This is a genomic window from Budvicia diplopodorum, assembly GCF_009800925.1.
GTDB classification, from domain to species: domain Bacteria; phylum Pseudomonadota; class Gammaproteobacteria; order Enterobacterales; family Enterobacteriaceae; genus Budvicia; species Budvicia diplopodorum.
In genome coordinates this window covers 118427-142784 of record NZ_WOYF01000007.1, presented here as the reverse complement: position 1 = coordinate 142784, position 24358 = coordinate 118427, and the positions used below count along the sequence as shown (strand labels likewise).

At 50.3% G+C, this 24358-nt stretch carries 19 protein-coding genes; 11 read left to right on the top strand and 8 right to left on the bottom strand.

Annotated elements, in window-relative coordinates:
- Positions 1-84 precede the first annotated feature (84 nt).
- From cas3f to GVI43_RS09255, 3 genes are all read right to left on the bottom strand, one after another.
- Positions 85-3498: a type I-F CRISPR-associated helicase Cas3f gene (gene cas3f, locus GVI43_RS09265; protein ID WP_159566578.1), complete on the bottom strand. Its 3414-nt coding sequence runs from the start codon at positions 3496-3498 to the stop codon at positions 85-87.
- On the bottom strand, positions 3495-4460 hold the full coding sequence (cas1f, locus tag GVI43_RS09260) for a type I-F CRISPR-associated endonuclease Cas1f (protein WP_159566577.1): 966 nt from the start codon (positions 4458-4460) through the stop codon (positions 3495-3497). The genes cas3f and cas1f overlap by 4 nt, the downstream gene beginning before the upstream one ends.
- Positions 4461-4529: 69 nt before the next feature.
- Positions 4530-4844 carry a VF530 family protein gene (locus GVI43_RS09255; protein WP_159566576.1) on the bottom strand — a complete coding sequence of 105 codons (315 nt, stop codon included), beginning with the start codon at positions 4842-4844 and terminating at the stop codon, positions 4530-4532.
- Between the two features lie 318 nt (positions 4845-5162).
- On the opposite strand from GVI43_RS09255, the gene GVI43_RS09250 reads away from it, so the two are divergent.
- Positions 5163-7850: a hypothetical protein gene (locus tag GVI43_RS09250; protein ID WP_159566575.1), complete on the top strand. Its 2688-nt coding sequence runs from the start codon at positions 5163-5165 to the stop codon at positions 7848-7850.
- Between the two features lie 55 nt (positions 7851-7905).
- Here GVI43_RS09250 and uvrB read toward each other — a convergent pair whose 3' ends face one another.
- Entirely contained in the window at positions 7906-9927 is a 2022-nt protein-coding gene (gene uvrB / locus GVI43_RS09245) for an excinuclease ABC subunit UvrB (RefSeq protein ID WP_159566574.1), read from the bottom strand.
- Positions 9928-10852: 925 nt separating this feature from the next.
- On the opposite strand from uvrB, the gene GVI43_RS09240 reads away from it, so the two are divergent.
- On the top strand, positions 10853-11671 hold the full coding sequence (locus tag GVI43_RS09240; RefSeq protein WP_159566573.1) for a pyridoxal phosphatase: 819 nt from the start codon (positions 10853-10855) through the stop codon (positions 11669-11671).
- A gap of 73 nt (positions 11672-11744) precedes the next feature.
- Here the strand turns inward: GVI43_RS09240 and modC are convergent, their stop codons facing one another.
- The 4 genes from modC to GVI43_RS09220 form a co-directional block, all read right to left on the bottom strand.
- The gene (gene modC, locus GVI43_RS09235) at positions 11745-12812 is read right to left on the bottom strand and encodes a molybdenum ABC transporter ATP-binding protein ModC (protein WP_159566572.1); all 1068 of its coding nucleotides are present in this window, start codon (positions 12810-12812) and stop codon (positions 11745-11747) included.
- Entirely contained in the window at positions 12812-13501 is a 690-nt protein-coding gene (gene modB / locus GVI43_RS09230) for a molybdate ABC transporter permease subunit (protein ID WP_159566571.1), read from the bottom strand. Before modB ends, modC begins: the two co-directional genes overlap by 1 nt.
- A complete protein-coding gene (gene modA / locus GVI43_RS09225) occupies positions 13501-14277 on the bottom strand; it encodes a molybdate ABC transporter substrate-binding protein (RefSeq protein ID WP_159566570.1) in 777 nt (258 codons plus the stop codon). The genes modB and modA overlap by 1 nt, the downstream gene beginning before the upstream one ends.
- 189 nt (positions 14278-14466) lie before the next feature.
- Positions 14467-14607, bottom strand: a complete 141-nt coding sequence (locus GVI43_RS09220; RefSeq protein WP_159566569.1) for an AcrZ family multidrug efflux pump-associated protein — start codon at positions 14605-14607, stop codon at positions 14467-14469.
- A gap of 203 nt (positions 14608-14810) precedes the next feature.
- On the opposite strand from GVI43_RS09220, the gene modE reads away from it, so the two are divergent.
- From modE to gpmA, 9 genes are all read left to right on the top strand, one after another.
- Positions 14811-15596 carry a molybdenum-dependent transcriptional regulator gene (gene modE / locus GVI43_RS09215; RefSeq protein WP_159566610.1) on the top strand — a complete coding sequence of 262 codons (786 nt, stop codon included), beginning with the start codon at positions 14811-14813 and terminating at the stop codon, positions 15594-15596.
- A gap of 274 nt (positions 15597-15870) precedes the next feature.
- Positions 15871-17337: a molybdate ABC transporter ATP-binding protein ModF gene (gene modF, locus GVI43_RS09210; protein ID WP_159566568.1), complete on the top strand. Its 1467-nt coding sequence runs from the start codon at positions 15871-15873 to the stop codon at positions 17335-17337.
- A gap of 268 nt (positions 17338-17605) precedes the next feature.
- A complete protein-coding gene (locus GVI43_RS09205) occupies positions 17606-18172 on the top strand; it encodes a cysteine hydrolase family protein (protein ID WP_159566567.1) in 567 nt (188 codons plus the stop codon).
- Positions 18173-18415: 243 nt separating this feature from the next.
- Positions 18416-18898, top strand: a complete 483-nt coding sequence (locus tag GVI43_RS09200) for a hypothetical protein (RefSeq protein WP_159566566.1) — start codon at positions 18416-18418, stop codon at positions 18896-18898.
- Positions 18899-19146: 248 nt separating this feature from the next.
- A complete protein-coding gene (galE, locus tag GVI43_RS09195; protein WP_159566565.1) occupies positions 19147-20166 on the top strand; it encodes a UDP-glucose 4-epimerase GalE in 1020 nt (339 codons plus the stop codon).
- The gene (gene galT / locus GVI43_RS09190) at positions 20159-21220 is read left to right on the top strand and encodes a galactose-1-phosphate uridylyltransferase (protein ID WP_159566564.1); all 1062 of its coding nucleotides are present in this window, start codon (positions 20159-20161) and stop codon (positions 21218-21220) included. Before galE ends, galT begins: the two co-directional genes overlap by 8 nt.
- Complete coding sequence (gene galK, locus GVI43_RS09185) at positions 21213-22364, top strand: galactokinase (RefSeq protein ID WP_159566563.1); 1152 nt, start codon at positions 21213-21215, stop codon at positions 22362-22364. Before galT ends, galK begins: the two co-directional genes overlap by 8 nt.
- A complete protein-coding gene (gene galM / locus GVI43_RS09180) occupies positions 22358-23401 on the top strand; it encodes a galactose-1-epimerase (protein WP_159566562.1) in 1044 nt (347 codons plus the stop codon). The genes galK and galM overlap by 7 nt, the downstream gene beginning before the upstream one ends.
- A gap of 175 nt (positions 23402-23576) precedes the next feature.
- Positions 23577-24329, top strand: coding sequence for a 2,3-diphosphoglycerate-dependent phosphoglycerate mutase (gene gpmA / locus GVI43_RS09175; protein ID WP_159566561.1), 753 nt, complete (start codon positions 23577-23579; stop codon positions 24327-24329).
- The last annotated feature ends 29 nt before the right edge of the window (positions 24330-24358 follow it).

Here is a 24358-nt window from a genome sequence, read left to right as displayed (position 1 = left end):
AAAATAGTTTCGATAATAAAACTATTAACAATCAGGACTAATCAACAACAAAAATAACACATTGAAGTCAGAATAAATCCGCTGTTATCTCGGACAAAAACCCAGCAGCGGATGGTAATTCCACTCTAGCCGATGGCTATCCAAATCAACGAATCCAAACCTTCGCGCCAGACGGGCTAAATCCTCGGTTTCCAGTTTCTGAGCTAGCTGATTTAACACTACCTCATAGTCCTGATTTAACCACGGTTGAACCGGCCCTTTACATTGAAGAATAGCTGGCTTGAATTTGGCATCTTCACTCTGATTAGGGTATTCAATATTCTCAAACTGCATACCTCCTTCTTCGTTTTGCACATAGACATAGCGAGTCTGAGGCAGCCCTTTCCTGAAAGGCGTCTCTTTTTGCAAATAGAACAGATAAGGATTAGCTAATAAAACCTCCGGTTGTCCCGCGCTCAACGAAGTTCGCCACCATGCATTGACCAGATTAATCTTGCCCTCAGGATGGTTCATTACCCGCCCAACAGCCTTATGCTCTAGGGCAATCAGTAAAATTTCAGGCATCGGATTTTCAATTCTGGGCGCAGAATTAATATGGCCTAAAGCATTAGCCAGAATCTCCGCGGTTTTATGCGACTCAAGCATCAGCGCCCGGCCGACTAATTTATTGGATCTGGTTTCAAAACCCGGCAAGCAAAATACCGGCACGATGTCTTTACCTTTAACCCCGAGATTACTCCCCTGCTTCAGCGCCCGAACGTTGGTGCTCATAATCAGCATATTCGGTTCAGTAACCGGCACCGGGCGATGGCGTTTAACCCGCCCCGCCAGTTGAATAATCGATCTCATGCTGGAAGGCTCAACAATCGCCCAGTCATAGTCGTGATCCCTTCCCACTTCCGCCACGGGAGTGGCTAACACAATAAAAATCACGTTCTCGGCCTGAGCTTTTTTAAGCACCGACGAAACCGGTTTAAGGCCAAAAACGTCTGACTCTTGATGACGGTTCAAAATACGATCCAGCTGATTTTCTAAATCGGACCGCAGGGCCAGCAGTTGGCGAGCATGGTAAACGCACAGATGAATTTCGGTATCGGCCAGCCCCTCGCTTTGGTACAACGCCTGAGCCAGCTCCACCAGCGGAGTAATATTGCTTAGGCGAATCAGGCCAAAGCTGACCTGCTTACCGGTATGTGGGCAAGGTTGCCGATGAGCGGAGTGTAAGGTCTGAACGCCGCGTAAAACGTCGTGCGCCAGTTGGTCAAACTGAACGTTTTTCTGCGGCGTGACCGACAGCGATAAAATAGCCGCCTGACGCAGCACCGGCGCTTTTTCCAGCATAGCAACCCGGCGGGTAACAAATTTAGCATTGGCCTGCGCAAACCCGGCGTTATCATCACAGTCAGCCTGCTGCGGTTCTTGCTCATCAAACCAGCCACACACGATCCGTTGCCCTTTAATACCGTGGTGACGGTTCCAAATAGCCCGCCCTGCCTGATAGGCTTCAAACAGGCCGACTAACATAGCCGGTGGCAGCGTAGCCGATGACAGTAACACTCGGGAACCCAGCATACCGGCCATATTGACTAAACGGGAAAGCGCGGGTAAATCTTCCAGATTAAAGTCATCGGGTTCATCTAAAATCAAATCGGCAGACAGTAGCCGCAGCATCGGAACAATATATTTACCGCCCCGGGCAGTCTCAGTCGCCCCCATCAGGTGATCGATGGTGCAGGTGACTATCGGCGCATACAGCAGCTTTTTGGCTTTCGCATCGCGAATAACCGAACCTAAATGATGGTCTTCAATCGGGCTGTCGTAGTGAACGTATCCGTCTTCAAGCTCCATGGCCGATTCACTACCGGCACCGTAATTCTTTATCAGCGCTTCGGTAAACGTTTTAAAACTATCTTGTTCATAAACGTTAAGTTCTGATGAGCTGAGTGCGGTACTTTCACCGGTCTCATCAGAGCGTTTATATAAATTAAACAGATCAACCACTGACTTACCGCCAACTAAAATCGCTAAGTCGTCTTCATTCAGCCCCATGCGTTGGCGATATTCCTCACCCGTTTGTAGAGTCAGCACCCGCAGCCCCAGCGCCATGGTGAATCGGGCCCCTTTGGCCGGATCGCTTAAACCATACATAATCCGGCCGTTGCCCAAGGTTTTGCCACAGCCGGTTGAAGCCATATTGATGCCGAAGAACCCCTGCATCTGGCTTTTTTCGCGTAGGCTAACCGCCAGTTCATAGGCTTTATTTTGCCAAGCAAAGCGATCGTGGGTCGTGCGCTTTTTAAACCCCCGGTGTTCACCAATGCCCGGCAGGCTATCTGTTATGCGCGGCAGCAGTTGGCTGAATTTTTCCGCATGCTTTGCCACACCGACTAAATGCTCATCTAGCCGCTGTCGGGGGGTTCCTGCTGGCGTGTCTGAGTCAACCTTTTCCGTATTGGCATATAGCCCAAAATCGCTATCGCCGTATTTATCGTGGCGGGGTAAGCCAGAATAGGTGTGGTCGCCCACCATCAGGCTCATGCGGGCCAAGTGCATAAGCAGCGGGTCAAAAAAGGCAAAGCTGATCTGTTTAGTCAGGTGATTATCTCTGAGCGCCCGCTCGGCCCAGCGGGATACCGATTTGCGCCATGACTGGCTGTCGGTCACCATGGCGTTAAACGTCCAGAAAGGGACGATCGGTTTGGGGCCCGCTTCCGCTGGATAATGATTGCTCACCCAGCCGTTAACCGGCTTCAGGTGCCGTTCTAAGGCTTCAACAATCGAGCGGTTCTCTTCTCCGTCGTTGTCGGCATAAAACGGCATTCGATGGTGGGAGGTGATTAACCAGCCGACCGCCTGAGCCAGCGGTGGTAAATTAGCCCATGCGTAGTCAGAGCTGGCCTTCGCATCAATATGGTCTTTGAGAATATCCTGCTGCCAGTTCGGGTACCGTTGTTCAAAGGCATCAAAGTCCGCCAGAAAGCCTAGCCATTCGGCGTCGGTTTTAGCCTTACCGACAATAGCCTGAAAGATCCGCATTGAAACCCATTCATGACGATAAGGATCGCCCTTCAGCCCGGAATCAATGCCCTTCAGCTTTTGCTGAAAACCCACCGATGATTTGCCTAAGTCATGCAGCAGTGCGGCCAAAACGCTGAGAATTTGCAGGCTGTGGCTAAGCTGCCAGCTCTCTTCATCGGTTTTGCGTAAAATATTGCGCTGTGTGCGGTTGGTTGGCACCCTGCCTTGGGCGTTAAACGCGTTACGATTACCGACCACCCACAGCAGCTCCGTATTATTCTTGCCGTGGGTCCAATAGCAGGCTACGGCGGTATTTCTACGGGCCGTTTTGCGCAGAAGTTTACGTAGAGTATCTAATCCCTGAGCGGTGATAACGGTCTGCCAGGTCCGATCGCCACAGCGCTCGGCAAACTGATCGACAATGCGTCGGGTTTCGGTCAGGGCTTTTTTATGACATTGGGAAATCAGTAGCACGTTCATGGCTGACGCTCTGAACAGTCCATGGTTTCGGCAATCAGCTTTAGATTGTCAATCATGAAATCCAGCGCGCTATGGCTGGTCAATGTCTGAATGCAAGCCTGTCGGAACTGTTGTTCCGTGTGTCCAGCCGTTGATGAGATAAAAGCCTGCGGTAAAATCAGCGCGTCTTTGACTAAGTCAGCGGCATCAAAAACCAGACCACCGCGTCGGGTTTTACCATGCAATAGCGCAACGCCGTGCGGTAAACCCAATACCCAAGTGGCCGTAGCGCCCAAACCGTAGGCTAAATAGTTACCGTGATCGAGAAAACGATTGGCACCATCGCCTCCGCCGCCTTTGGTGCGGGTAAAATCACCGTAGTTAACCGCTTTTACCGCTAAGGCATACAGTGCCTTGGTCAAACGGGCTTCCTGAGTCAGTAAGTGAGTGATGTCCGGCGCCAGCGCGATCTCATCGCTGTACTTTTTGAGTAATGTCGTCAGCCAGTTGCCATCAATATCGAAATCGGCATGTTTGGGCCAGCACAGTCCAATCAGGGTTAAACGAGCCTGTTGCAATAATTTAGCCGCCGCCAGCCGCTTTTCATCGTTAAACCAAAAGCTCATCCACTGACGTAAATACTCGGTTGGCCGGTATTCACTCTGTGGCGAAAACCATGCCACGTCGCAGTCCACTTCATTGGCAGAAAACAGTGGCGTTCCGCCTCCGCCGCAAAAACCGATCAACACGCCGGCTTTGGCCAGTTCCCGCACGGCGGCCTGAGTAATTGAGGTTCCCGTTCCCAGTAAAATAGAGGTGGTATTTGCGATCGGGATATTCCAGTAAAGCGACTCTTTTCCGGCGTCGGTGACATACTCAACCCGACCGCCGTTAACTAACACCCGGCAGTGTTCAAGATAATAAAGATTGGCGCGTTTTGAATGCAAAATACTTTTAAGATCTGACGGTGCAAAATCATCCATTATCTATGCCTCAATACCTGAATAATCAAAAAAATACCACGATATAAGCGCTAGCCGATCATCCATACGCTACTTCGCCCACTTCCCCCATGGCCCATTGGCGTCATCGCTTTTTTCTGATTTTTCTAACCGTTGAGGTTTGTCTGATTTTTTTGGCTTTTCCAACGCGTCCTGAAGGTCGCGGATATACAGCTCTTCTACCTGCTTTCGGGCCCACGGCGTTCGGCGCAGGAATTTTAAACTCGACTTAACGCTGGGGTCGGATTTAAAACAGTTGATGTTCACTTCACCGGCCAGCTTCTCCCAACCGTGTTTATCAACCAGAATGGTTAATAAACGTTCTAGAGTGACGCCGTGGAGGGGATCGTTTGTTTGCTGGTCCATAAGTGCCGTTGCCCGCTGAGTTGAAGAAAGCCGAGTATACCAAGCATGCCACTTAAGGTAAAAAAACGATTCAACGGAAGGAGTAATAGTGAGCCATAGAGAGTAATAAAGCTGATTTGGCCAAAGCGTTAGCATAAACCGAAAGAATATCATTGCGCGGAGTTGGCGAAGAGAGATAAGTCGTCTTATGCTTGAATATAAAGGTTATTTCAACCTGCATGCGTCATTCAGGCCGCCGATCCGCACGCTTTATGGCGATATGGACAGCAACTATCAGCCCCACAGACCGTTAGATCGGGATCCGAGAGAGGCTTTATCATGTACAGAAGAATCACCGCCCTGCTGTCCGCATTGCTGTTGAGCTGTGCGGTACTGTCGGCAAGCGCCGCCACCGCCGACAAAACGACGCCCAACGGTCCTTGGCCCCATAATTACACCATTGATGGCACTTCCCTGACGTTTTATCAGCCACAGTTAGACAGCCTGGAAGGCAATATTCTCAAAGGCCGGTTAGCCGTTTCGGTTAAACAAGGCGCTGCCGCCACTGGAAAAAGCAAGGCAAAAGACAAGCTGGCCTATGGCGTGGTCTGGTTCTCCGCCCGGACCAGTATCGATACCGTTGGCCGTACCGCTCAGCTCGATAATATCACTATTGATAAGGTCAGCTTCCCAACCGAAGCGGCCAGTCAGGATGCCTATCTGGCGCTGATCCGCAAGGCCCTTCCGGCGCATAGTTTAGTCACTAACCTCGATCAGCTAGAGGCCGCGCTGGCCATTAAGCAGGCGGAAGGCATTCAGACCGGCATCAGCGTTGACAATAAGCCACCACAAATTCTGTTTACCTTCAGCCCGGCGCTGTTGGTGTTGGTCGACGGTGAGCCGGTGATTAAGCCTACCGAGGTGAAAGGCGTATCCCGAGTGATTAATACCCGCTCATTATTGCTGGTTGAAGACAATAGCTGGTACCTGAACTTTGCCGGCCACTGGATGAAAGCGCCGGGGCTAAATGGCCCATGGGCCGGGGTTAAAACCGTCTCCCCGGAATTGAATCAGGCAAGGGAATCGGCGATAAAAGCCAAAGCGGTCGACGTGATGGATAAGCCCAGCGATGAGATGAAAAAAATGCTGGCGGACGGTCGGTATCCAACTATCTATAGCTCAACCGGAGCGGCAGAGCTGATTACCGTTCAGGGCGAGCCCGAGTTTGCGCCGATTGAAAACACCGGTTTGGCCTATATCACTAATACCACCAGCGACGTGTTTATTGATGCCTCGGCGGATAACGCGTGGTATGTGCTGTTATCCGGCCGTTGGTTTACCGCCTCCTCCACCAAAGGCCCGTGGGCTTACGTGCCCGGCGACAAGCTACCGGCGGACTTTGCCAAAATACCGCCTGTGCATGAAAAAAGCCCGGTTTTAGCCTCGATTCCCGGCACACCGGAGGCCAGAGAGTCGTTGATCGCCAACGCCATTCCACAAACTGCCAGCGTGAATATCAGTCATGCCAAGCTCCAAGTGGCCTATGACGGCGGCGCGGCAAAATTCGCGCCCATCGATGGCACGTCAATGTCTTACGCGGTGAATACGCCGTTACCGGTGATTCAGCTAAGCCCGGTGCTGTATTTCGCGGTGCAAAACGGCGTATGGTTTACCGCTACAGCGCCGAATGGACCATGGTCGGTTGCGCTGTCGGTTCCTTCTATTATTTATACCATTCCGGCCAGTTCGCCGGTGCATTACGTAACCTATGTTCACGTTTACAGCCATACCGATACGGTGGTTTACGTTGGCTATACGCCCGGCTATTACGGCACGGTGGTGACTAATGGCGTTGTGGTTTATGGCACCGGTTATGCCTATACGCCATGGGTTGGCACCGTCTGGTACGGCTATCCGGCGACCTATGGCTATAACGCCGCCTTTGGCTACGATCCTTACGTGGGCTGGACCTTTGGATTTATCGCCGGTGCCGCATGGGCTTCAGCCTGGTATGGCCCGTACTGGGGGCCATGGTATGACCACGATGACTGGGACGACCACCATTCGTGGTACGGCGGCCCGTCGGTGGCGGTCAGCAATGCTTACGGGCGTTGGGGAAACACCGTGGCTCAGGGAACCAGAGTCAGTTGGTCTAACTCATGGACCGGCAACTATGGCACCAGCATGCGCGGTAACTTCTATAATCAGGCCACCGGTACTCACGGATTTGGCTATGCGGCCAGAAATACCAACGACTACACCGGCGTCACCCGCGGTGCGGCGGGCGACGTTCGCTATAACCCAGAAACCGGCAGGGCCGTTGCAGAACGCGGTGGTGCCGCGGTTAACCGTAATAACGGCAATGCGGTTGCCGGTGGCAGTAGAACCACGGTGAATACCCGCACCGGGCGCGTCACCAACAGCGTACACGCGGCCGGGCGAACTGACCAAGGGGCGACGGCGGCCGGTTCATTTAACAGCCGGGGTGCCGGAGGCGATGTCCACGGCTCAGGCTATGTCCACTATGATGCCAGCACCGGGCAGGTCACCCACGGCGGCGTGGTGAATACCAACGGTGGCGTTTATGCGGGAAAAGACGGTCAGATTTACCGCTATCAACGAGGCCAAGGCTGGCAGCAGGCTCAGCCTGACGGTCAGTTTAAATCAGTACGGCCTTCGGCTGATTCAGGCGTGACCACCGACAGGCTAGCCCGCAGCCGCGGTGATGAACGCACCGCACAGCGCAGCCATCCGGCGGCAGATAGCAATCAGGCTCAGCAGCTCATAAGCCGTACGGGCCAGAACCACCAACAGTTTCAACAAAATCATCCTAACGTTCAGCAAAACCGCCAGTCAGGTCAGCGGCTAGGCCAGAACGGTGCCGGGCAGCGGATCCAGAGCAATGGTGACCGGTTCCAAGGGCAGCAGAATGTCAATCGGGGTAACGTGAACCGAGGTAACTTTGACCGAGGTAACTACAGCCATGGATTTCAGGGCCACGTTGGCGGAGTAAGGCGATTCAGGTAGGTAATAGCCACATCTAAGGGCGTTCGGCCCTTAGATGCTGGCGACCGTCATAGGGTTACGACAGCGCAATAAACTGGGCTCTAAGCTGCTGTAGCTCATCTCTGAGATGCGCGGCCTCTTCGAACTCAAGGTTTTGCGCATGAACGTACATCTTGCTTTCCAGCTCTCTGATACGTTTATCCAGCGCCTGCGGCGTAAATGCGGTGTAGTCGGTAGTGGTTTCGGCCGCTTTCTTCTTACCGCGCCCTTTGGCGTGCTTCAGCGTGCCTAGCCCTTGGCCAAGTTCCAGAATATCTTCAACCGATTTATTCAGCCCCTGAGGCACAATGCCGTGCTCGGCGTTATAGGCAATTTGCCGCGCTCTGCGGCGTTCGGTTTCATCAATCGCCTTAGCCATAGATTTAGTGATTCTATCGCCGTACAGGATGGCTTTTCCGTTCAGATTACGGGCCGCACGCCCGATGGTTTGAATCAACGAGCGTTCAGAACGCAAAAAGCCTTCTTTGTCGGCGTCCAGAATCGCCACCAGCGATACTTCCGGCATGTCCAGACCTTCCCGTAACAGGTTGATGCCGACCAGCACGTCGAACTCGCCAAGGCGCAGGTCGCGAATAATTTCAACCCGCTCAACGGTATCGATATCAGAATGCAGGTAACGCACCCGTTCGCCGTGCTCTTCCAAATATTCGGTCAAGTCTTCGGCCATCCGCTTGGTCAGCGTGGTTACCAGCACCCGCTCGTTAATCTCTACCCGTTTGCGAATTTCAGACAGTAAGTCATCGACCTGAGTGCCAACCGGCCGCACTTCAATCAGCGGATCTAATAAACCGGTAGGACGAACCACCTGTTCGATAATCTCACCGCCGGATTTTTCCAGCTCGTAATTGCCCGGCGTCGCCGAAACATAGATAGTCTGAGGCGCCAGTTGCTCGAACTCTTCAAACCGCATTGGCCGGTTATCCAATGCTGAAGGCAGACGGAAGCCGTATTCAACCAGCGTTTCTTTACGCGCCCGATCGCCCCTATACATACCGCCAATTTGAGGCACCGTTACGTGAGATTCGTCGATCACCAGCAGGCCGTCAGCCGGTAGGTAATCAAACAGTGTCGGCGGCGGTGCGCCCTCTGGCCTGCCGGATAAATAGCGCGAGTAGTTTTCGATACCGGAGCAGTAACCCAGTTCGTTCATCATTTCGATATCGAATTGGGTACGCTGGCTTAAGCGCTGCTCTTCCACCAGCTTATCGTTGGCTAATAATACCCGCTTGCGGTCCGCCAGTTCGACCTTGATGCCTTCGATGGCCTCAATAATTCGCTCTCTTGGCGTCACATAGTGGGTTTTAGGATAAATAGTAAAGCGCGGCACCACCTGCTGAATTTGGCCGGTCAGCGGGTCGAAAATAGATAAACGTTCAACCTCTTCATCGAACAGCTCTATACGCAGAGCGTATTCGTCAGATTCCGCCGGGAAAATGTCGATCACCTCACCGCGCACCCGGAAGGTACTGCGCTGAAACACCTGATCGTTGCGGACGTATTGCAACTCCGCCAAACGGCGCAAAATAGAACGCTGATCGATAATCATGCCGCGGGTAAGGTGCAGCATCATTTTCAAATAAGCGTCGGGGTCGCCTAAGCCATAGATAGCGGAAACCGATGCCACCAGAACCACGTCGCGGCGCTCTAACAGAGCCTTGGTCGCCGATAGCCGCATTTGCTCAATGTGTTCGTTAATCGAAGCGTCTTTCTCAATAAAGGTATCTGAACTGGGAACGTAGGCTTCCGGCTGGTAGTAGTCGTAGTAAGAGACAAAATACTCCACCGCATTTTCGGGGAAAAACGCTTTCATTTCACCGTAAAGCTGAGCCGCCAGCGTTTTGTTGGGGGCCAGAATCATGGTCGGGCGTTCAAGCTTGGCAATCACGTTGGCAATGGTAAAGGTTTTACCCGACCCCGTTACCCCTAGCAATGTTTGATGGGCTAAGCCGTCTTCTAATCCTTCAGTCAGCCGCCGGATAGCTTCTGGCTGATCGCCAGCAGGTTGAAAGGCTGAATTTAGTTTGAATGTTTTGCTCATTGTAAGCTCTATCTGGATTAAAAAATCGGATGCCGGAAATGAAATAACGACGATCAGCGTTAGCAAAAAGGACCACAGATCTATTATGTAAATCTTGTCGTCTTTTTGCCATCTTTAGTATACTGTATATTAATCCAGTGAAAAACAAAAATAAGCTAACTGGCTAATTCTAAAACAACATTATTGGCCTTATTAGAAGTTCTATATTTTGAGTAAAGTCAAGTTGCAAAAGTGTAATTTATCCCCAGAAGTTGATTGACATTATGGGATACAACTCATTGAATCAGTCACAAATCCCGAAGAGAAAAGAGACAAATTGAGATCTCTTGATTTTAGTTAACGCAATGATAATTAATGTATTTAAAAGAACGACGACAATACGGACAAAATTCCAATAGGCCGCATAGGCTCTAGCCCTAAACTACTTTTCTAACGTTAATGCACAAGGTTATCCACAGGAATGGTGGATAAGTGAAAATTTCCTACTAATACTGCTACATTGCGAACCATCGCATTTTTTAAAAAGGCATTTCACTGACACTTTTTTAAATTTTTTTTACACATATTTACTAGCGATTTATGCTTAAAAATGTCTAAAAAAAGCAGTAGTCCGATGACCATATTTTTAATTTAAGCCATCCGTTAAATATTACCCAAAACCACTCAATAGCTAGGGGTATTGGCCTGTTGCCCGTCGGTTACCGCTGGTATCGGCAGTTTCACCCGATCGCTCTCTTATCAGCAACGCGTTTCTTAAAATTAGCCTATCTTTGCTTTGTTACAGAATGGTTACTTGGAATATATTTATTTTCAGCGCCGTCGGCCGAATTAACCTTTGATCAAACGCCGGTTTTATGCTCGAATTGCGCATTCCGACAACGACTCTCTCCTGTCATCACCCAATAAACAGATGAAATCAGCCGATATGAAATATCATACTATTGCGCTCGATCTGGACGGAACCTTACTCAATCCCCAGAAGCAAATTCTGCCAGAATCGTTAGACGTTCTCTCTCAGGCCCGCCAGAAAGGCATTCAGGTTATTATCGTTACCGGCCGTCATCACGTGGCGATCCATCCTTTTTATCAGGCATTACGGCTCGATACGCCGGCAATTTGTTGTAACGGAACCTATACCTACGATTATCAGCAAAAGCAGGTGCTGTCAGGCAATCCGCTAACTAAATCGCAGGCTATTCGTGTGGCGGAGCTACTACGCGACCATCCAATACAAAGCCTGATGTACATTGATAATGCGATGACGTTTGAACATCAGGATGACAGTATTACCCGTTGGTTTGACTGGTCGGCCCGTTTACCCGAGAACCAGCGTCCGAATATGCTGAAGGTAGACAAGTTTGAAACCGCAATTAACCGCGCAGACAACGTCTGGAAGTTTGCGACGTCAAGTGATGATACCGATGCTCTCAACCACTTCAGTTCATTGGTTGAGCAAGAGCTGGGGCTTTCCTGTGAGCGTTCATGGCATAACCAAATCGATCTGGCCCAGCGCGGTAACAGCAAGGGAAATCGCCTGCGCCTGTGGGTTGAATCTCAGAATTTAACCATGGACAACGTGATTGCCTTCGGCGATAACCTCAACGACGTTAGCATGCTGGAACAGGCGGGAATGGGCGTTGCGATGGGTAATAGCACCGATGAAGTAAAAAACGCGGCCAATATGGTGACGACCGATAACGATGTACCAAGCATTGCTAACGTCATTCGAGAGTACGTGCTTTAATTCACTTGTGACACCGTCATGCCACTCACCGCGTCGACCAACAAAATAGCGTCGGTGGCGGTGAGATAGCGGATTACCAGTTCTCCCGGCTCATTGATACGCTTTTGACTTGCGCAAACAGTTGCTGGCCCGGGTGAATGTTCAAATCGTCTCTGGCCCATGGGGTAATCCGGGCCCAGAGGTAATGAGGCCCTACCGCTAGCTTCACGTCTACCCGCCCGTTGCACTCATGAAGCGCGACCACGTCTGCCGGCAGAATGTTACGGATGCTGCTGTGTAGCGGCCGCTCCAGCACCAAAGAGACGTCTGCGGCGTGGATCCGAATACGTAACGTTTGCCCCGGCACCCCGTCTACCTGATTGACCCACAGGCAGTGTTCGCCCAACGCCAGCCCGCTCATTTGATAATCTTGGTGGTGATGAAGCAACGTAACGTTCAGCACGCTGCTTTGCTCCTCCTGCTGAAGCCAAGGTGCCATGGCGTCGCTGGACCATACCGACTCCAGCTCACCCGCAGCGATCACTTTGCCACTATCCAGTACCACCACCTGCTCCGCCAAACGCAAAATCTCTTCCATGCTGTGAGTGACATACAGAATCGGAACGTTCACGTCACGGGCCAAACGTTCCAGATAAGGGATCAGCTCGCGTTTACGCGGAACGTCCAGTGAGGCTAAAGGTTCGTCCATCAATAGCAGTTCAGGTCCGGTTAACAGTGCCCGGCCAATAGCCACGCGCTGCTTCTCTCCGCCGGACAGGGTTAAAGGGAAGCGTTTCAATAGGTGGCCGATGCCCAACAGCTCGACGATGTCATCAAACTGCCCTTTCATGCCGTCACGCATGCCGTACTGCAGGTTTCCCTTGGTGCTGTAATGCGGGAACAGCCGGGCATCTTGGAACACGTAGCCAATCCGGCGTTTTTCCGGCGGTAAATAAAAGCGCCGGGCGCAGTCCACCAGAACCCGATCGTTTAATACAATGTGGCCGCTGTCGGGGCGAGTTAGCCCGCTGACTGCGTTGATCAACGACGTTTTACCGGCGCCGGATAGGCCGAAAATAGCGGTAATGCCCTGGCCCGGCACCTCAGTAGAAATATCTAATGTAAGATCGCCCAGTTGCTGTTTGAAATTGAGTTTTAGCATCAGATACCCAGCCTGCGTCGGCTCCAGCGAGCCAGCCATTCGGACAATAGTAGAGAAACCAGCGAGAGTAAAATGGCAATAGCGCACAGCCGGGCCGCGTCGCCTTCTGCGCCGGGCGTTTCAATCAGCGTGTACATGGCTAGCGGAATGGTGCGGGTTTCGCCGGGAATATTGGAAACAAAGGTAATGGTCGCGCCAAATTCCCCTAGCGAACGGGCAAATGCCAGCACCACCCCCGCCAGAATGCCGGGAAAAGATAGCGGCAGCGTCACGGTAAACAGCACGCGCCAAAAGCCAGCCCCTAGCGTTCGGGCCGCCTGTTCCAGCTTTAAATCCACCGCTTCAAGAGCCAGCCGAATTGCTCTAACCATCAGCGGGAAAGCAATCACCGCCGATGCCAGCGCGGCTCCGCGCCAGCTAAACGTAAAGCTAAAGCCAAACCACTGATAAAGCCACTCACCGATAACGCCGCGCTTTCCCATGCCGATTAACAGCAGGTAGCCAATAACCACCGGAGGGAGAACCAGAGGAAGATGAATAATACTGTCGACCAAGGCCTTACCCGCAAAGCTGCAGCGGGCAAGGATCCATGCGACAAAAATGCCCAGAGGCAGGCTGAAGGCTACGGCAACGCCGGCCACTTTGAGGCTAAGCAGTAGAGCCTGTAGCTCGTATTCAGATAACATCACTATTTCCGTGGACTAAAACCATAGCGTTTAAATACTTCAGAAGCTTCCGGCGTTGAAAGATAGGCAGAGAAGGCTTTTACCGCCGGCGTTAAGTGGCCTTTAACGGTTGCGATCGGGTACTCTACCGGCAGGTGGCTCTCCGCCGGGAAAATGCCGACGACTTTCACTTTTTTACTGGCTACCGCATCGGAACCATAGACAATACCCAGCGGTGCTTCTTCACGTTCTACCAGAGCCAGCGCGGCCCGAACGTTATTTGAACGGGCCATTTTAGATTCCAACTGGTCCCAGTTGCCTAAATATTGTAAAGCCTGCTTGGTATAGATACCGGCCGGTACGTGATCAGGATCGCCAACCGCTAAACGCCCGCCGTTAAGCAGCGATGTCCAGTCAGTTTTTTTATCGATGGTAACCGTTTTCAGCGCGCTGTTTTCTGGAGCAACTAACGCTAAATCATTACCCAGTAGGGTTAGGCGAGTATTGTCTTCTATCACCTTTTTATCTACCGCGTAATCCATCCATTGCTGGTCGGCCGAGATAAAAATATCGGCCGGTGCGCCCTGTTCAATCTGGCGGGCCAGCGTTGACGATGAAGCAAAAGAGGTCAAAATTTCATTACCGGTTTTTTTCTGATAGTCGGCTGAAATTTCCTGTAGCGCATTGGTGAGTGAAGCCGCTGCAAATACGGTGATTTTTTCAGCGGCTGATGCCGTGTGAAAAACGCTGGCGGTAAATAATGCGATAAAAGCCGTGAGTTTTAATCTGTTTTTCATCATGACCTCATTGGTTGGTCGACTGAACGGTGATAGCGGAAGCTTTCGATATATAAACCACAATATAGCGACTTGAATCTTATTTGTCACCGACTGAATCAACCTATTCGCAGAAGATGATTACCCAATAATACGCAAAAAAATACCGGCCTGATTAAACAAGGCCGGTATTTTTTGCCGCCAGGCAGAAACTTAAATTTTCTTTTTATCTTTATGACCAAGATTAGAAATAAAGTTAAAAAGTTCGCCAAGACCGTAAATCGAACCCAGAATAAAAGCCATTACGACGGGTACCATTAAGGTGGCTACAAACAAACTTTTTAATATTTCCATAGGTACCTCATTTAAACCTTAACGCGCTGGTGAACTGTATATTTACAGCTAATCAATAGCCAGCAGATAGCTAAATAATAACACAAAGTTTAGCAACTATCCGCAGATAAGTTTCATCTAAACGTGCTGCAAAAGGGAGTTTGGCAGAATACCAAAAATAGGTAACAATGAATCATACCTTTGTTAAACGGGCAGATACATCCATGGACGCTGAAATTCTACTGACGCTCAAACTACAGGGCAATCTATTTGCCGACCCTCGACGTATCGCACTATTAAAGCAAATAGCACACACGGGCTCAATTAGTCAGGGGGCTAAACTAGCCGATATCAGCTATAAGAGCGCCTGGGACGCGGTTAATGAAATGAATCAGCTCACTGAACACCTGCTGGTTGAACGCAGTACCGGCGGTAAAGGCGGCGGAGGTGCCGTACTGACCACCTACGGCCAGAGGCTGATTCAGCTTTACGATCTGCTGGGTCAAATACAGCAAAAAGCCTTTGACGTGTTACAGGACGACAGCCTGCCGCTTGACAGCCTACTGGCGGCGATTGCCCGTTTCTCGTTACAAACCAGCGCCCGCAACCAGTTTTTTGGCACGCTGGCATCCAGCCATGAAAACTCAGTTCAGGACAATATTGTGGTGCTGATGGCCGACGGCAAAACCCAAATCAATGCGTCGCTGACCCAACAAAGCGCAGCACGCTTGCAGCTATCGGCGGGCAAAGAGGTATTAGCCTTAGTGAAAGCGCCCTCGATCTCGTTGCATACGGCTCAGGTAAAAAACGGCGATAACTGCCTTCATGGTCAGGTAACGTCGGTAAAACGCGGTGAAAAAAGCAGTGAAGTGCTGATGCAATTGGACGGCGGTGAAGCCCTGTGCGCCACCATCGTTAATGAAGAGGCGGATAGGCTGTGCCTTAAGAGCAAGCAATCGCTTTGGGCAAGCTTTAGCGCAGAAAGCGTGATTATTGCGACGCTGTGCTAATCCGGAATTAACCCTGAGTTTATCACTCCGCTCATATCGCTATGTCGTTCTAACGGGATGGCGATATTGTTTCCCCTCTTTTGGCCTGTTTGAAATTCGTTAAACCTCAATGGCCAAAATTTCACGAGCTCTGTCGAATATCTGGCAAATAAATCTTAATTTACCCACCACCCGCATTTTATGTCGATGATTTTTAATTTACTCTTTGCCATGCTGGCTGACCGGGGCAATAAGCAGAAATAGCCGATCAACATTCAAATTGAAGGGGCATTTTATGAAACAGTTAACCATTTCAGAAGGGTGCTTTAGGCTTAGCCATACTAAAACCCTATCCTTGCCAATATTGTCTTTAAATGAAGGGCAGCGTTGGGCTTTTGTCGGCTCGAACGGTAGCGGAAAGTCGGCGCTCGCCCGAGCGCTGTCGGATGAACTGACGCTATTAACCGGTCGCAGAGAATGCAGTTTTAAACACATCGTTCGCCTCTCCTTTGAGCAGTTACAGCAATTGGTGACTGAAGAGTGGCAACGAAATAATACCGATATGCTGAGTGAAAGTGAGGATGATACCGGTCGAACCACGGCGGAGATTATTCAGCTAGAACGGGCCAATGAGCTAGAATGCCTGAAGTTGGCCAAGATGTTTGGTATCAGCCACCTGCTCACCCGTCGGTTTAAATATCTTTCAACCGGAGAAACCCGAAAAACGCTGCTTTGTCAGGCATTACTTTCCTCACCTGATTTACTCATTCTGGATGAGCCGTTTGACGGGCTGGACGTTGCATCCCGGCAGCAGTTGGCGGAGCTATTGTCAGAACTATCGGCCGCAGGCTTGACCGTAGTTCTGGTGCTTACTCGCTTTGATGAAATTCCCGAGTTTATTACCCACGTTGGCGTATTGGCCGACTGCCACCTGACCCGTTCGGGGCTGCGTCAGGCAATTCTGTCAGAAGCGCTGGTGGCCCAGTTAGCCCAAAGTGAGCGGCTATCCGGGATTGCGCTTCCACCGGCCGAAGTCACCGCAACGGCGCTATTTCCCCCGAACACGCCGCTCATCACGCTGAATAACTGTATTATCCACTATAGCGATCGGGCAATCATTAACGGCCTTAACTGGCAGGTAAAGCCCGATGAACACTGGCAGATTGTTGGGCCTAACGGTGCGGGTAAATCCACCTTACTCAGCCTGATCGCTGGCGATCATCCGCAGGGTTATAGCAATGACCTGACGCTGTTCGGGCGTAAACGCGGCAGCGGTGAGACCATCTGGGATATCAAAAAGTACATTGGCTACGTCAGCAGCAATCTGCATCTGGACTACCGGGTCAGCGTTAGCGTGCGTAACGTGATTCTTTCCGGCTACTTAGATTCTATTGGCATCTATCAGGCCACGTCGGATACGCAGGAAAAACTCACTCAACAATGGCTCGATTTGTTAGGGTTAACTCAGTTGGCCGATATGCCTTTCCATTCACTGTCGTGGGGGCAACAGCGGTTAACGCTGATTGCCAGAGCCTTAGTCAAACATCCTACGTTGCTGATACTGGATGAACCATTACAGGGGTTAGACCCGCTGAACCGTCAGTTAGTTAAGCGTTGGATTGATGTGCTTATCGGCGAAGGAAGAAGCCAGCTGTTGTTTGTTTCTCATCATGCCGAAGATGCGCCAAAATGTATTACTCATCGGCTAAGCTTTATCCCTACGGGCAACAGCTATGCTTACGCCGTTGAAAAAAGGGGCTAGTTACACCGCATTCGATAATTCCACGCTTAAGAAGATGAGAAAGCCACAAGAAGTGACAGTGTAGCGTTTATTAATTGAATTGATATCATTAATACAGTCAAAAAAACCGTAGTTTACGGATAAAAACCACCCTGCCGGTGCGCTGATAGCAACCGGTAATCTACAATAAGACATACTGAACGATAATAGACATATCCGTTGGTTTTAAGCGTTAAAGAAGCGCGCCACAACGTTTGATTTCCCTTGAGCCAGTATATTAGGAGCGTTTATGTCATCTGCACTAATTATTATTGATTTAATTCAGGATATTGTCGGCGAGCACTCGGCCAGCCACTCACAGACTCAGGCCAGAGGCATTATTCCACTGGCGAACAGCACCGCGGCCTATGCCCGCCGCCAAAACGTTCCGGTTATCTGGATTAAAGTCGGTTTTGCTGATGATTACCATGATATTCCGGCTAATTCTCCGATGTTTAGCGGCGCTAAACGGGCAGGAAGGCTGCGCCTGAGTGCTAACGGTTGCGATTGGGCCGAAGGGTTGGACGTTCACGCTCAAGATGAAATTGTAGTGAAAAAAGCCGTTTCAGCCTTTGCCGGTAATCAATTACAGCAGTGGCTAAATGACCGCGGTTATGACCATCTGTTGCTCGGTGGCGTTAGCTCATTAATGGCGATCCAAAGCACGGCCAGACAGGCTCACGATTTAGGATTTAAAGTCAGTATATTAGAAGATCTTTGCGCAGCGGCAACGCAAGAAGCTCATCAACAAAGCATGACGGCCTTAGCCGGTATGGCACATATCACCAATACCACCGCGTGGGTACAAGAGTCATAATTTCCTCTAGCCAAAGGCGCTGCATCCAATGTAGCACTAGCTTGGAACGGTAAAAAGAAAATGTTAGACTTGCCAAAGAGTAGATAGGGAAAACCATACTTAGCTGATATACCCAAAATAATTCAAGTTGCCATAACGCAGCCAACGCACAGGCAGCCTGAAGTATGACGGGTATAGCGATGGTCCGATCTTACGACTCCATTATTATTATGCTTTGTTACTCTATTAAGGGATTAATACATCATGTTTTCTATTGTTACATTTCAAATCATATTTGGCGTAATCGCCGTTATTTTAGCCGTTTCGCTATTTGTTCTTTTTCGTAAAAACATCAAACTTAGAAAAGGCGCAGGCGTCGTTGGTTTACTGATTGGTGCCGCCGGGTACTTATTTCTGGTCAACCACGTTTATATCGTTACCGACGATAACCAAGTACAACAGTTTGGCTTGATTAAGAGCAGCGATTTTGAATTGGTTAACGGCTCCACTATTCGCTTAGTACCTGAATATAAAATGGATAAATCATGGTTAGTCAATAACGGCAAGCTTCCAATGACGTTTGAAACCGTGATTTATGGCACTACCAGCAAGAATCCGTATGGCTTTGAACTGGCTGGCTATCAATCTATTGGTTTAGATAATGCCGTCGACTATATGTTTCAAACTCCGCCTAACAGCGTTAAAACTAAGGGTAAATCAGCGACTAAAGGCTGGTTACACCGTTAATTAGATTAATCTATTTCTAAACAAACCCCGGGCATTCCGGGGTTTGTTTTTTTTACGGCAAAGCATAGATACCCGCGTCGATCGCTTCCCCTCTTCTCTTGCTGTCTATTTATTCGCTTCCCATTGCTATGACGTCAACTCAAAATGTAATCGGTTTCACAATTTACAATAACCGCCCTTTTAGTTAAAAAAGATTATGCTAATATATATCCAATATATACCCATAGATATATACGAGAGGATGTTCAATGAAAGTGTTAATTACGGGTGGTACCGGTTACATAGGCAGCCATACCTGCGTACAACTGATCGATGCCGGGCATACTCCGGTGGTGATTGATAATCTCTGTAACAGCAAAGTCAGCGTTCTCGATCGTATTGAAAAGTTAACCGGCCATAGGCCCGAGTTCTATCACGGAGACGTGCGCGATGCGGCGCTACTCAACAAAATTTTCACAGAACATACTATCGACTCGGTTATTCACTTTGCTGCGCTGAAGGCGGTCGGTGAATCGGTCAATAAGCCTCTGGAATACTATGATAATAATATCCACGGCTCGCTGGTATTAGTTGAAGCCATGAGCCGTGCTGGCATCACTAACTTTATTTTTAGCTCATCGGCTACCGTTTACGGCGAACAGCCGGTTGTTCCTTATGTCGAAACCATGCAAACGGGTAGACCTTCCAGCCCCTATGGCAACAGTAAACTCATGATCGAGCAGTGCCTTCAGGATCTGCAAAAAGCGCAGCCTGAGTGGAGTATTGCCTTACTGCGCTATTTTAATCCGGTCGGTGCCCACCCTTCCGGCACCATGGGTGAAGACCCTCAGGGTATTCCTAATAATCTGATGCCGTTTATCGCGCAGGTTGCCGTTGGTCGCCGTGACTCGCTCTCGATCTTTGGTAATGATTACCCGACGCCGGACGGTACCTGCCAACGCGACTTTATTCACGTACTTGACGTTGCTGACGGGCATATTGCCGCACTGAACAAAGTGACAAATCGTCCCGGCGTTTATATTTATAACCTTGGTGCCGGCTTTGGCTACAGCGTTATGGACGTGGTCAATGCGTTTAGTCAAGCCTGCGGCAAACCCATTGCCTACCGCTTTGCTCCCCGCAGAGAAGGCGACTTAGCCAAGTTTTGGGCCGACCCGACCAAGGCCGCTAATGAGCTAAACTGGCAGGTAAAGCTTAATCTTGCTGATATGTGCGCCGATACCTGGCGCTGGCAGTCTGCGAACCCTCAAGGATATCCTGATGAATAACCCAGCGTTCAATCCGGTGGACCATCCGCATCGGCGTTTTAATCCATTAACCGAACAATGGATTTTAGTTTCACCACACCGGGCAAAACGCCCATGGCAGGGCCAGCAGGAATCGATTGAACAGGTTAAGCGCCCTGCTCACGATCCTGAATGTTTTCTCTGTGCCGGAAACACCCGGGTTACCGGTGATATTAACCCTGACTATCAGCAAACTTACGTGTTTACCAATGACTTTGCGGCGCTGATGCCTGATACGCCAGAAGCCGCTGAGTCACAGGATCCGCTAATTCGCAGCCAGAGCGCGCGAGGTACCAGCCGGGTGATCTGCTTTTCGCCAGATCACAGTAAAACCCTGCCGGAGCTGCCACTGAACGGTGTTGAAAAAATTATAGAAACCTGGCAACGGCAGCTCGCCGAACTGGGCCAGACCTATCCTTGGGTTCAGGTATTTGAAAATAAAGGCGCCGCAATGGGGTGCTCTAACCCTCATCCACACGGTCAGATTTGGGCAAACAGCTTTTTACCTAACGAAATTGAGCGAGAAGACCGCCTGCAAAAGGCCTACTTCGACCAGTATCACTCCCCCATGTTACTGGACTATGTACGCAAAGAAATGGCCGACGGAAGCCGTACGGTAGTTGAAACTACACACTGGCTGGCGGTGGTTCCTTACTGGGCCTCGTGGCCGTTCGAAACGCTGTTATTGCCCAAAGTTCAGGTTCAGCAAATGACAGAGCTGACCAATGAACAAAAAAGCGATTTGGCGCTGGCGTTGAAAAAGCTGACCAGCCGCTATGACAACCTATTCCACTGTTCTTTCCCCTACTCGATGGGATGGCACGGTGCGCCGTTTAATCAACAGGATAATCAGCACTGGCAGCTACACGCTCATTTCTATCCACCGCTGCTTCGCTCGGCGACGGTACGTAAATTTATGGTGGGTTATGAAATGCTGGCCGAAGCTCAGCGCGATTTAACGGCCGAACAGGCCGCCGAGCGTTTACGGGCCGTCAGCGATGTTCACTATAACCAGTCAGGAGAGATTGATGAATAATTTAAAACCTCAGACTCAGGCGATTTTTCAGCAGCAGTTTGGCTACTCTGCGGAGTTAACCATTCAGGCTCCGGGCCGGGTTAATCTGATTGGCGAACATACCGATTACAACGATGGATTTGTTCTGCCCTGTGCCATTGATTATCAAACCGTTATCAGCTGTGCCAAGCGCAACGATCGACAAATTCGGGTAATTGCCGCCGATTATAACAACCAGCAGGATATTTTCTCGCTGGATGGAAAGATTGAATCACACCCTGAATATATGTGGGCTAACTATGTGCGCGGCGTGATTCTGTTTCTACAGCAACGGGTTGATGGCGTTGGCGGAGCCGATTTAGTCATCAGCGGAAACGTACCGCAGGGTGCCGGGCTGAGCTCATCGGCATCGTTAGAAGTGGCGGTAGGCAAAACCCTTCAGGCGTTGTACCAGTTAGATATTGATGACGTTGCGCTGGCGCTTAACGGCCAACAGGCTGAGAACCAGTTCGTTGGCTGTAACTGCGGCATTATGGACCAGCTTATTTCGGCATTAGGCGAACCGGATCGCGCTCTGTTAATTGACTGCCGTAGTCTGCATACTCGGTCTGTACCCGTGCCGAAAGATATGGCGGTGATTATCATTAACTCCAACGTTAAGCGCGGCCTAGTGGATAGCGAATACAACGCTCGACGCAAGCAGTGCGAAATAGCCGCCGCATTCTTTGGCGTGCCTGCCCTCAGGGACGTTACGCTAGAACAGTTAAACAGTGCCAAAGATCGTCTTGACCCGATAGTATTTAAACGCGCTCGCCACGTGATTACGGAAAATAACCGCACGCTGGCAGCGGCCAGTGCGCTAGCCGCGGGTAATTTGCCTGAATTGGGCCAGCTAATGGCGGATTCTCACCGTTCTATGCGCGATGATTTCGAAATCACCGTTCCGGCGATTGATACGCTGGTTAACATCGTGAAACAGGTTATTGGCAATCGCGGTGGCGTTCGGATGACCGGCGGCGGCTTTGGCGGTTGTATCGTTGCGCTGGCACCGCAATCGCTGGTTGACGCGATCCGTCAGGCGGTCAGTGAGCAATATCATCAACAAACCGGCATGAAAGAAGTGTTCTATGTTTGTCGGGCTTCAGGAGGCACCGGACTATGGTAAATACTCAACGACAAATAGCCCCGGACGGTAAACCGTTTACCCTCGTTACGCTGAAAAATGCGCAAGGAACCCAAATTCAAGCCATGGACTGGGGGGCAACATGGCTTTCGTGCCGCTTGCCCTTGCTCGATGGGTCCGTAAGAGAAGTGCTACTGGGATGTCAGCATCCGCAGGACTATCTGGCCCAGCAGGCGTACTTAGGCGCGACCGTTGGCCGTTACGCTAACCGTATCTCTCAGTCTCGCATTGAACATCAGGGCAAAACCCTTGTTCTTAACGCTAATCAGGGCGAACATCAGCTCCACGGCGGCGAAAACAGCTTTGATAAACGTCGTTGGGAGATTCTGACGCGCGCTGAGCAAGCCGTTACGTTCCGGCTAGAATCTGAAGATGGAGACAATGGCTACCCCGGCAATATGCGGGTCGAGGTGACCTATAGCCTGACCGATGATAATCGGGTAGAAATCAGCTATCAGGCAACGGTCGATCGCGATTGCCCGATAAATATGACTAACCACGCCTATTTTAATCTGGACGGAATCAACCATGATAGCCGTGGGCACCGGCTGCAAATAAATAGCGATAGGTTCCTGCCCGTCGATAGTCAGGGAATTCCGAACGCTGATTTAACGCCGGTAGATGGCCTCAGCATGGATTTCCGCCAGCCTAAGACCCTTAGCCAAGACTTCCTGCAGGACGAATTCCAGCGTCAGGTCAGCGGCTACGATCACGCTTACCTTCTTGATGCGCAGTGCCTGAGCGGAGATAAACCGGCGGCTCACCTGTGGTCGTCTGATAACAAAGTCAAGATGTCGGTATTCACCACCAAACCTGCACTGCAGCTCTACAGCGGTAACTTCCTTGCGGGAACCCCCGCCAGAGACGGTGGCACTTATGAAAATCATGCCGGGCTGGCGCTGGAAACTGAATTTCTACCAAACAGCCCTAACCATCCGCACTGGCCGCAGCCCGACTGCTGGGTATCACCCGATGGGGCTTACCGTTCAATGACGGTTTATCAATTTGAGACAAATTAGGCTAACGCCCGGTGAAATACCGGGCTTTTTCACGATGTTATCTGAATCTTATTCTTCCCCCGATTAATTCAACTATGATTGTATATCAGCAACATTCTGCTATTTAATTGTCGTTCGCTTAGAGTACAATGATAATCATTACCATTTGTATCGCGAGTTTATTAAGGAGAAAATGATGGCTGTAACAAAATTAGTTCTCGTCAGACACGGTGAAAGTGAATGGAATAAAGAAAACCGCTTTACCGGCTGGACCGACGTTGAATTATCGGATAAAGGGCGTGCTGAGGCCATTCAGGCCGGCGAACTGTTAAAAGCCGAAGGTTTTACCTTTGACTTCGCGTATACCTCGGTGCTGAAGCGGGCTATTCATACGCTGTGGAATATTTTGGACCAAATGGATACCCAATGGCTGCCGGTAGAAAAATCCTGGAAGCTCAATGAACGTCATTACGGCGCACTTCAGGGGCTAAATAAGGCCGAAACGGCTAAAAAATACGGTGACGAGCAGGTGAAACTCTGGCGCCGAGGCTTTGCAGTAACCCCGCCGGAATTGACCAAAGATGATGAACGTTATCCCGGCCACGATCGCCGCTATGCAAACCTGAACGATGCGGATTTACCGGTAACCGAAAGCTTGGCTACCACCATTGAGCGCGTTGTACCCTACTGGACCGACGTGATTAAGCCCCGTATGGCGAAAGGTGAACGCATCATTATTGCGGCCCACGGTAACTCGATTAGAGCCATGGTGAAGTACTTAGACAATATGGGCGAAGATGAAATCTTAGAGTTGAATATTCCAACCGGCGTGCCGCTAGTATATGAGTTCGATGAAAAGATGAATCCAATTAAGCGCTATTATTTGGGTAATGCCGATGAAATCGCCGCGAAGGCAGCGGCGGTGGCCAATCAGGGAAAAGCAAAGTAGCCGTTGTGTAACCGGTAAAAATGAGAAGG